Genomic DNA, 9,716 nt, shown 5'->3' with positions numbered 1-9,716 from the left:
CTTTGTGACCGGCGGCACCTTCCCGGCCTCGGCCGCGGCCAAGGCCGCGCTGGAAGCCCTGGTGCGGTGCCTGGCGATCGAGCTTGCGCCGGCGGGCGGCACCGCCAACATCGTGTCGCCCGGCTATACGCGCAAGGATCCGGGCCGGCTCGGCTCGCTCGATCCTGCCGCTTGGCAGGTCGCGGCCAAGGCAAATCCGCTGCAGCGGCTGGCCGAGCCCGACGACATCGCTGGTACCGTCAACTTCCTGCTGTCGGCAGCGGCGCGCCACATCACCGGCGCGGTGCTGCCGGTCGATGGCGGGCTGACCCTGGCTTGAGTGAAATCTGGACAGAGCAATGAGCGAGAGCATGACGGATCAAGCAACCGATGTGGTCGTGCTCGGCGCCGGCATCGTCGGCGTCTCCACAGCCTACGCGCTCCGCGAGCGCGGCCTGTCGGTGATGCTGATCGATCGCAAGCCGCCGGGCGAGGAAACCTCCTACGGCAATGCCGGCATTCTCTCGAGCGGCTCGATCCTGCCGCTCAACAAGCCCTCGCTATTTTCCGCGCTGCCGTCCTATCTGACCAATCAGAGCGCGGCGCTGCGCTGGAATCCGGCCTGGACCGTGCGCAATCTCGATTGGGTGCTGCGCTTCCTCGCCAACGCGGTGCCGTCGCGGGTGCAGCCGCGCGCCGTAGCGCTGCACGGCCTGATCGGCGCGTCCTTGGCCCTGCACCGCGACTGGATCGTCAGGGCCGGCGAGCCGCAGCGCATTCGCGAGACCGGCTGGCTCAAGGCTTGGCGCGGCGATGGCGCCGCGGCGGCAAAAGCAGAGCAGGCATGGCTGGCCGCGTTCGGCATCAAGAGCGAGCTATTGGATCGCCAGGCGATCTCCGCGCTCGAGCCCAACATCCTGCCGGTCTACAAGACAGGCCTGCTGCACAGCCAGACGGCGTCGGTCGATTCGCCGGGCAATGTGGTGAAGGCCTACGCCAAGATGTTCGAGGCCGCGGGCGGCGTGATGCGGCAGGCGCCGGTCAAGGCGCTGGCGCCCGACAGCGCCGGCTGGCGCGTCATCTTCCAGGACGGTGCCACCCGCGCGCGCCATGTCGTAGTGGCGCTCGGGCCGTGGTCGCCAGACATCCTGCGGCCGCTCGGCTATCGCGTGCCGATGGCGTTCGAGCGCGGCTATCATCGCGAGTTCAGGCCGGATCCAGCGCGCCAACTGCTGCGGCCGATCAACGATGCCGATGGTGCGTTCCTGATGACGCCGATGGAGCAGGGCATCCGCATCACCTCTGGCGTCGAGCTGACCGATCGCGACGCGCCGTCGTCCACCGCGCAGCTCGACAAGATGGTGCCGCTGGCGCGCAGCGTGGTCGAATTCGGCGACGCGGTCGGTGAGCCTTGGCGCGGCGCGCGGCCGACGTTGCCGGACTCGCTGCCGATGATCGGGCCGGCGCCGCGGCATTCCGGCCTGTGGCTTGCATTCGGCAACCAGCATATCGGCTTCACCACGGGGCCGGCGACGGGGGCAGCGATCGCGGCGATGATTGCGGGCGAGGCGCCCAGCTTCGACGTCACGGCCTTTGCGCCGAGCCGCTATCTCTGAGACATGAACCTTAAGAACCTGGGGTCGCCATGCACTATGTCTGGGATTTCGCGATCCTTGCCAGATACAGCCATCTGTTCTGGGTCGGGGTCGGCTGGACCATGGCCTATACAGTCGGCACCATCCTGGCCGGCACCCTGATCGGGCTCATCGTCGGCATCCTGCGGCTGCGGCCCATACCGGTGATCGACTGGCTGCTGCTCAGCTATATCGAGCTGTTTCGTTGCACGCCGCTGCTGGTCCAGATCATCTGGTTCTACTACGCCTTCCCGGTGGTGATCGGCGTCAACATCCCGGCCCATGTCGCGGCGATGAGCGTGCTGTCGCTCTATGGCGGCGCGTTCTATGCCGAGATCGTGCGCGGCAGCATCGAGAGCGTGCCGCGTGGCCAATGGGACGCGGCGCGTGCGCTGGGCCTGCGCTCCTGGCGGATGATGCGGCTCGTGATCCTGCCGCAGGCACTGAAGCCGATGCTTGCGCCTTACGTCAACCAGTCGGTGACGCAGCTCAAGAACACCTCGCTGGTGTCTGTCATCGCGGTGCCCGATCTGGTCTACAACGCGACCCTGATCAACGCCGATACCTACCGGCCGCTCGAGGTCTACACCATCGTCGCCGTGATCTATTTCGCGATCCTGTTTCCGGCGACGCTGATCGGGCGCCGGTTCGAGCGCGGTATGACCTACGATAGGGTGTAGATCACGCCGCGCTGGCGTTTGACTCAGATATCGAGATCGACCGGGACGTCCTCGGCCTTGACGCCTGACAGCGCCAGGCCCTTGACGAACCATTCACGCATCTGGCCGATGCCGCGGTTGTAGTCGATCCAGACCGACAGGAAGTCGCGCCACGCCTTGTCCGGCTCGCGCCGCACCGCCGTCGCGGATGCCACCGACACCGAGGGCGACTGCAGGATCTTGTAGGTACCAAGGTTCGGATTCTTGGCGATCGCGGTCAGACCCAGCACCAGCGCGTTGACGACGCAGTCGACCCGGCCCGACGCCATCTCCAGCATCACCTCGTCGCGCGACTTCAGCGACTTGATGCTGGCGTTCGGCGCAAAGCGCCGCGCCACCGCCTCGTTGGCGGAGCCGACGTCGACCGCGATCTTTACCTCGGGCTTGTTGATGTCGGCCCAGGTCTTCGCCTCCAGGCCCTTCTTCAGCATGGCGCCGAACGGATGCGGAAACACGGTCCGGGTGAAGTCGACGACCAGCGCCCGCTGCGGCGTCGGATTGAGCGCGAAGCCGAGATCGATCTTGTTGGATTGCAGGTCGAGAATCGAATTGCCGTAGGTCGATTCGGTGTATTCGAGTTTGACGTCGAGCAGCTTGGCGAGGTCGTTGGCCATCTCGATCGAGAAGCCCGACCAAGTGCCGGTGGCGAGGTCCTTGTTGAAATAGGGCAGCTCGCCCGGCAGCACGGCGATGCGCAGCGTCTTGCTGGCGCGGATGCGATCCAGCGTGTTGTCCCCGGCCTCAGTCGCCGAGGCCGGACGCGTCATCGCCGTGGCGAGCGCGGCGCCGCTGCCGATCGCCAGCGCGTAACGCAGCGCGTCGCGGCGATCTTCGGAAATTGTCTGTTCGTCTGATATGGTCAAATCATCCTCCTGCACCAACCGCGAGAAAGCCTAGCGTCGCCGTTGCATGCCAGCAACAACGATATCAGCCGTTCCGGCAACTGCGACTTAGGGCGCAATGCACTACGCGACCTGAGGATGCATCCGGCAGCCGAGATCTGCCCGGTCGGCGCGCAACGCTGATCAAGATGTAGACGTATCGGCCATCAGCTTGAGCCTGCGGCCGAGCCATTCGGTTGTCGGCGCCTGGATCAGGATGGTCATCAGAATCGCGACGAAGGTGACGGACGCGATGATTTCGGCGCCCGGAGCCTTGATGCCGAGGAGGAGGCCTGCGAGCGCGGCCGGGATCACACCGGTCTCGCGGGTCCAGCACATGAAGATGAGCTCAGCCAGGCTCCAGCGCGCGCGCCGGTCGACGCCGGCGCAGAGAAAGACGGTCAGCGGCCGCGCCACCAGCATCAGCACGGTGACGACAGCGACACCGCCGAGCCAGTAACGGCTCATCAGTGCGAAATCGACCTGGGTGCCGAGCAGGATGAAGATGAAGATTCGCATGATGAAGGCGGTGGTCAGCACGAACTCTTCGAGCTTCGCGCCCTCGGTTTGCGTCATTCGAAAGCCGAATGTCTCCTTGTTGCCGAGCACGACGCCGAACACGAACACGGCCATGAAGCCGGAGGCGTGCAGGCCGGAGGCTCCGAAATAGGCGCCGATCACCGCGACCAGCGTGATGACGGGCGCGTATTCGGCGAGGAACGCCCATTTCTCATGAGCGATCAGGAAGCAGGCGAGGTAGCCCAGCACGAAGCCGGCTCCGATGCCGACAGCGGATTGCCAGATCAGATCGACCATGGCGTGGGCCGGCGAAAAGCCGCCGGCACCGGTCGCGACAGCAAGCAAAGCGAAGGTGATGATGGCGGCCATCGCATCGTTGAAGGCGGATTCGCTCATCACGGTCTGCGCGAGACGGTCGCGAATCCGCACCTGCCGGAACACCGGCACCAGGGTCGCCGGATCGGTGGAGGCGAGCGTGGCGCCGAGTAGCAGCGCGACAGGCAGCGGCAGCGAAAGGATCCAGGCGGCCGCGAGGCCGGTCACCGCGCCGGTGATGACCACGCCGATGGTGGCGATGATGAGGATCGTGATCCAGACCTCGCGCAGCACCGCAAGGCGCAGCGCCGCGCCGCCATCGAACAGGATGTAGCTGGCGCCGAACAGCAGGATGATCTGGTTCAGCGCCGAGTCAGCGCTGATATCGATCAGCCCGAGCGTATGGGGTCCGATGGCGATGCCGGTGATCAGGAACAATGCAACGTCGGGAATGCGCACCTTCTGTGCTGCAAAGGCAACGAGCGTGCCGATCGCAAGAATGAGTCCCGCGTCCAGCAATACCTGTCGTGCGATCTCGGTCGAGGCTGATGTCTCCATGATCGGCCCAATAGCAGGAACGCGCTCAGGTGTCAGCACGAAGCGAGACGATGGGCGCGTCCTTTTCGCGCAGCCGCGTCGTGAGTGGGTTGAGTATCTGGGGCGCTAGATAGATCGGAAACTGGCTCATCGCGAAATAGAGCCAGGTGGTGCCCGGCAGCGCCCCCTCGGTCGCCGCCAGCATCAGGCCCATGTTGCGCAACGAGACCATCAGGCCGAGCGCCAGAGCACGCTCGGAGCCGTAGCTCCGGAACAGCAGGAGCGTGGCACCGAGCAGCACGAAAAACATCGCCAAGGCCAATGCCGCGAGCGCCAGGACGTGCAGGGGGGCGGCGCGGAAATCGGTAATGAAATTGCTCATCACGGCGGCGACAAACACGAACAGGATCAGCACATTGAGACCATCGATCGGCGCGCGCTGCCGCTTGATCGCCGCGTCGCCGAAGGCAAGCCGGATCACGACCGCGACCGCCAATGCGCCGGCGAGGATCGCCGCAAGCTGCAGCCCGAGCGCAGCCGGAGACAATGACAGCATGCCGCCGAGAAAGATGTGCGCGAAAACAGGTGCGGTGAACGGCACCAGCGCGGTCGAGGTCACGAGCGTGATCAACACCAGCGTCGCATCGAGCCCCATCAACGCCGCGAGGGCAGGCGAGGCCATCATCGGCGAGGCCATGCCCTGCAGCATCAAAGCGAGGAACAGGTCCGGCGCCCGGGCATCAATGCCGATCAGGTGCACGGCGCCGCCGATCAGCGCCGGCACGGCGATCGTCGTCCAGGCCGTCGCGGTGAGCACCAGCGCAGGGCGGCGCAGATAGGCCCGCAGGCTCGATGGGTCGACCCGCATGAAGGAGATGATGAGCAGCAGGACGATTGCCTCGGCAACATAGGGCCGCAGCAATTCGCCGAGCGGCGGTACGGCGATCCCGAGCACAACCAGGACGGCAATCGCGCGGGTGCCCAGGCTGCCGAGCCAGGCGAGCGCACGTACAGGCAGGGCGATGACGGATTGGAGCGGGGAGGGCATCGAGAGTCCGAAGGGCATCAATGAACCGCGCGACCATGCGTGCGCGGGACGCTTGCGCAAAGTCACATCTGATTACGGTCGATGTCGCAGTCGGCCCGCCCCGCGGTTTGGCCGGTCAGCCCCGGCCATTCGAGAAATAGAATTTGGGGAGCTGCTTGGCATATGGTACAACTTCAGCGAGTTTTATTTTTTCGACAGCGATTTCAACCGCCCGTCGACCCGTCTCGTCGTCTGGGCATGCATTGCCATAAGACAGCCTGGCTGTCGCTCGGATTGGGGGAAATGTGATGGTCGCAAAAAAGAAGGCCGCGAAATCGAAGGCCAAGAAGGTCAAGGCAAAAGCCAAGACCAACGCAAAAGCCAAGACCAAAGCGAAGACAAAGGCCAAGACGACCAAAGCCAGGGCGACTAAGGCCAGGACGAAAGCGAAGACCGCGAAAGCGAAGACCGCGAGGGCTAAGGTCGGGACGAAGGCGAGCAAGGCGAAAGCCAAATCCGGCGGGCGTGCAGCTGGACGCAAGACATTGCCGTCTCGCGCGGCTAAATCGAAGACGGGTGGCCCGAAATCCAAGATAGGCCGATCCAAGACCGGCGCATCCAAGACCGGCGGATACAAGACAGCCGGGTCCGAGGCAGCCGCCAAGATCGCGCAGAACAAGACCACGCAGAAAGTGGCGAGCCGGAAGACCGGCGCAACGGCTGCCAAGACCACAACCGGAACGGCGGCGCGACCCAAGCCAAAGCCGAAAACCAGGCCCTTGCCCACGCCGAACGTGACCCCGCCGGCATCCGGCGCGCCGACGTCACAGCCCGCTCCATCCCACCCCGCGCCGCCCGTTCCGATGACGCCGCAAGCCGCGAGCAGCTCGGATTTCGAGGTCGTTGGCACCAATCCCGAAGCCCTGTTCACGCTCAAGCTGCACCGCGGTGACGGCATGACGCTGATCGCCATGAATTGGAAGAATGGCGAGCCGCCACAGAATCTGGTCGGTTTCGCAATCGAATATCGGGAGCCGGGCGGCGGCCAGTTTTTCGCGCTGAATAACCGGCTCGGTTTCCTCGGTGCGGATGGCAACGTCGATCCCGCCCAGCTTTCGACGCTGCAATCGCCGATTCAGAAATTCCGGTGGGTGCATTTTCCGCGTAACGCCGATCTGGTTGGCGACTTCAATTATCGCGTCACGCCCATGTTCATGGATGACCACGATCAGCTCAGCAAAGGTGCAGCGCAGGAGGTGACGCTCCAGCTTGCGCGTGAGACCTATCCGGGCGTCGCCAACGTGACGTTCACCCGCGGCTTCGTCTCTTCACAGGCTTTTGTCGATCGTTACATGAAAGATGGTCCGATCGGGACGCTGGTGGCTCCTGTGGCCAACAAGGGCCTCGATTTTACATCGACGCATCCCGACAGCGCCGCGGCGCTCGCCTGGATGGGTTTCGAAGCACGCGCTGCGATCCTTGCCACCCTCGATCAGGCGATTGCCGATCAGGCCGAGGTCCGTGTCGTGGCCTATGATTTCAATCTGCCCGAAATCGTCGATCGCCTCGAACGGCTGGGCAGCCGGGTCAAGATCATCATCGACGACAGCTCGACGCATGGCAAATCGGACTCCGCCGAGACCGAAGCCGAGGGCCGTCTGGTCACTTCGGCTGGGCGCGACAATGTCAAACGCCAGCACATGGGCAGCCTGCAGCACAACAAAACGATCGCGGTGAAGGGCGCCAACGTCAAGAAGGTCGTGTGCGGTTCGACCAATATGTCCTGGCGCGGGTTCTATGTGCAGGCGAACAACGCGCTGGTGCTGACCGGCGAAACCCCCGTCGATCTATTCTTCGCGGCTTTCGATCAGTATTTCGACGATCCCAAGGAGAACGATGTCGCGGGATTTGGCGCCACCCCATCCGCCGATTGGAATGACCTCGGCCTTCCCGGCATCGATGCAAAGGTCGCGTTCTCGCCGCACAGCGCGGCCAACGCCAAGCTCGCTGAGATCGCAGACGATATCGAGAAAAACACGACGTCGTCGCTGCTTTATTCGCTCGCATTCCTCTACGAAACGCCGGGCGTCGTGCTGGACGCCATCAAGGCCGTCACGGACAACGCCAACATCTTCGTCTATGGCATTTCCGACAAGCATGTCGGTGGTCTGGACGTGCAGGATCCGAGCGGCAATGTCGCGCCGGTGTTTGCAGCGGAGCTCAGCGCCAACGTCCCGGAGCCTTTCAAATCGGAGCCCTCGGGCGGCATGGGCACCCGCATGCATCACAAGTTCACCGTGATCGACTTCGACAAGCCGACGGCGCGGGTCTATCTCGGCTCCTACAATTTCTCCACGCCGGCGGATCGCAAGAACGGCGAGAACCTCGTGATTGTCAGGGATCGGCGCATCGCGGTGTCCTACATGATCGAGGCTCTCGGTCTGTTCGATCACTACTCTTTCCGGGTCGCCATGAAGACGGCGACAACCAAGAACGAGAAACTACATCTCCTCAAGCCGCCGCGCGCACCCGACGAAAAGCCGTGGTGGGACGACGACTATACGGTCGCGCACAAGATCAAGGATCGCCTGCTGTTCGCGTGACCGCGGGCGGTACGCCTTCGGCGGGATGGATCGTTCTGATCCTCCCCACCGACGTGTGCTGTCTGCTACGGCGGTCGTGCCAGCTGACGAGCGCACGCTTAGTTCAGCTGCTTCAACCATGCACCGATATCGCTCGCCGCGACATTGGCCTGCTGCAGCAGCTTGCCCATGGTGAAGAAGCCGTGGAATTGGCCGGGGAAGCTGCGATGGGTGACGGGAACGCCGGCCTCCTGCAGCCGCTGCGCATAATCGTCACCCTCGTCGCGCAGCGGATCGGCGCCGGCGGTCAGCACGTAGGCCGGCGGCAGGCCGGCCAGCGTTGCGGCCTTGGCAGGCGAGGCGCGCCAGTCATGGATGTCGGCCGCGCCGGTGAGGTAGTGATCGCGAAACCAGCGGATCACCGAATGCGTCAGCAGCACGCTGGTCTCGGGCTCGCTGTGCGAGGGATGCGCCATCGCGAAATCGGTGGCAGGATAGATCAGCACCTGGCCTGCGAGTTGCGGTCCCTTGCCATCGCGTGCCGCGAGGGCGACGACCGCTGCGAGATTGCCGCCGGCGGAATCGCCGCCGACGCTCAGGCGCGCCGCATCGATGCCGAGGGAGGGGGCATTGTCCGCGACCCATTGCGTCGCGGTCACGGCGTCGTCGACCGCGGCGGGAAATTTGTGCTCGGGCGCGAGCCGGTAGTCGACCGAGATGACGATCAGCTCGCCTGCGTGCGCGAGCGCCCGGCAGGCCACGTCATGGGATTCGAGATTGCCGATCACCCAGCCGCCGCCATGGAAGAACACCAGCGCGGGCGAGAGGCCATCGACCAGTCTCGAATCGTGCGGTCGATACAGCCGCGCGGGAATCGCTCCGTGCGGCGCGGGGATGCTGAAATCCCTGACCTCGGCGAGGGCGGGCGGCTCGGGATTGGTGACCAAGCGGGCGGCGAGATAATAGGCGCGGGCCTCGTCCGGCGTCAGCGTCTCGTAAGCGGGCCGGCCGGCCTCCTGGAAAGCCTTGTAGACGGCGGCGGCATCGGCATCGAGCGTGACGGGCATTGCGTGTCCTCTATCGCATTCAGTTCGGCCCGGCGGCCTGTTGTCCGCAGGGCGCGGAACCATTTGAGAAGACTATTTCATTCGCGTTGCGGGCTGACCAGTCCAAACGGCCACGCCCAGTCGCCCTTTCCCCGCCGTATTCGGCATGTTAACGGGATAGCCTGATCGAGAGCGGCGGATGGGACATGACGTTATTTGACTGTCCAGAATCCCGATTCGCCTGATAAAGCCGCGCGAGATGCATCGAACCATAACCCTGACCGGTCTCGCGGCCATGCTGGCCGCCACATTCCTCGCGCTGTCCACGCCGGCGCGGGCGCAGATCGGCACGATTTTCTCCGACCCCGTTCCGCGTCCTCCCGGCAATATTCCGCGCCGTGGCGAGCCGATGCCGCCACCTGACGACGAGGAGGAAGAGATACCGGAGCTGCCGCGGGGCCGGGTGCTGCCGGCGCC

Annotated in this window: 9 protein-coding genes and 1 pseudogene; 5 read left to right on the top strand and 5 right to left on the bottom strand. The window is 64.6% G+C overall.

Annotation, left to right across the window (positions count from 1 at the left end; genetic code table 11):
* From WA702_RS21390 to WA702_RS21380, 3 genes are all read left to right on the top strand, one after another.
* Positions 1 to 319: SDR family NAD(P)-dependent oxidoreductase (locus WA702_RS21390; protein WP_425112542.1), on the top strand; the 319-nt coding region annotated here is incomplete at its 5' end.
* 31 nt (positions 320 to 350) lie between these two features.
* Positions 351 to 1,595: an NAD(P)/FAD-dependent oxidoreductase gene (locus WA702_RS21385; protein WP_425112541.1), complete on the top strand. Its 1,245-nt coding sequence runs from the start codon at positions 351 to 353 to the stop codon at positions 1,593 to 1,595.
* A 29-nt stretch (positions 1,596 to 1,624) separates the two neighbouring features.
* Positions 1,625 to 2,293: an amino acid ABC transporter permease gene (locus tag WA702_RS21380; protein ID WP_425112540.1), complete on the top strand. Its 669-nt coding sequence runs from the start codon at positions 1,625 to 1,627 to the stop codon at positions 2,291 to 2,293.
* Between the two features lie 23 nt (positions 2,294 to 2,316).
* Here the strand turns inward: WA702_RS21380 and WA702_RS21375 are convergent, their stop codons facing one another.
* The 4 genes from WA702_RS21375 to WA702_RS21360 form a co-directional block, all read right to left on the bottom strand.
* On the bottom strand, positions 2,317 to 3,195 hold the full coding sequence (locus WA702_RS21375; RefSeq protein ID WP_425112539.1) for a transporter substrate-binding domain-containing protein: 879 nt from the start codon (positions 3,193 to 3,195) through the stop codon (positions 2,317 to 2,319).
* A gap of 162 nt (positions 3,196 to 3,357) precedes the next feature.
* The gene (locus tag WA702_RS21370) at positions 3,358 to 4,605 is read right to left on the bottom strand and encodes a cation:proton antiporter (protein WP_425112538.1); all 1,248 of its coding nucleotides are present in this window, start codon (positions 4,603 to 4,605) and stop codon (positions 3,358 to 3,360) included.
* Positions 4,606 to 4,630: 25 nt separating this feature from the next.
* Positions 4,631 to 5,632, bottom strand: coding sequence for a Na+-dependent transporter (locus WA702_RS21365; RefSeq protein WP_425112537.1), 1,002 nt, complete (start codon positions 5,630 to 5,632; stop codon positions 4,631 to 4,633).
* A gap of 115 nt (positions 5,633 to 5,747) precedes the next feature.
* A complete protein-coding gene (locus WA702_RS21360; protein WP_425112536.1) occupies positions 5,748 to 6,524 on the bottom strand; it encodes a hypothetical protein in 777 nt (258 codons plus the stop codon).
* Between WA702_RS21360 and WA702_RS21355 the strand changes: the two genes are divergently transcribed.
* Positions 6,475 to 8,214 carry a phospholipase D-like domain-containing protein gene (locus WA702_RS21355; RefSeq protein WP_425112535.1) on the top strand — a complete coding sequence of 580 codons (1,740 nt, stop codon included), beginning with the start codon at positions 6,475 to 6,477 and terminating at the stop codon, positions 8,212 to 8,214. The two genes, WA702_RS21360 and WA702_RS21355, sit on opposite strands and share 50 nt — an antisense overlap.
* A gap of 98 nt (positions 8,215 to 8,312) precedes the next feature.
* Here WA702_RS21355 and WA702_RS21350 read toward each other — a convergent pair whose 3' ends face one another.
* Positions 8,313 to 9,260 (bottom strand): alpha/beta hydrolase, encoded by a 948-nt coding sequence (locus WA702_RS21350; protein ID WP_425112534.1) that lies wholly within the window; start codon positions 9,258 to 9,260, stop codon positions 8,313 to 8,315.
* Positions 9,261 to 9,498: 238 nt separating this feature from the next.
* On the opposite strand from WA702_RS21350, the pseudogene WA702_RS21345 reads away from it, so the two are divergent.
* Positions 9,499 to 9,716 (top strand): annotated as a pseudogene (locus WA702_RS21345) (DUF2155 domain-containing protein); the annotation flags it as partial.

It is taken from the genome of Bradyrhizobium sp. (assembly GCF_049798375.1).
GTDB lineage: Bacteria > Pseudomonadota > Alphaproteobacteria > Rhizobiales > Xanthobacteraceae > Bradyrhizobium.
Note: the sequence above shows the minus strand (reverse complement) of the source record. Positions and strands in the feature narration are given on the sequence as shown.

Coding starts and splice junctions, on each gene's coding strand:
- WA702_RS21370 (WP_425112538.1), bottom strand. CDS start 4,605: ATGGAGACATCAGCCTCGACCGAGATCGCACGACAGGTATTGCTGGAC.
- WA702_RS21355 (WP_425112535.1), top strand. CDS start 6,475: ATGACGCCGCAAGCCGCGAGCAGCTCGGATTTCGAGGTCGTTGGCACC.
- WA702_RS21350 (WP_425112534.1), bottom strand. CDS start 9,260: ATGCCCGTCACGCTCGATGCCGATGCCGCCGCCGTCTACAAGGCTTTC.
- WA702_RS21365 (WP_425112537.1), bottom strand. CDS start 5,632: ATGCCCTCCCCGCTCCAATCCGTCATCGCCCTGCCTGTACGTGCGCTC.
- WA702_RS21380 (WP_425112540.1), top strand. CDS start 1,625: ATGCACTATGTCTGGGATTTCGCGATCCTTGCCAGATACAGCCATCTG.
- WA702_RS21385 (WP_425112541.1), top strand. CDS start 351: ATGACGGATCAAGCAACCGATGTGGTCGTGCTCGGCGCCGGCATCGTC.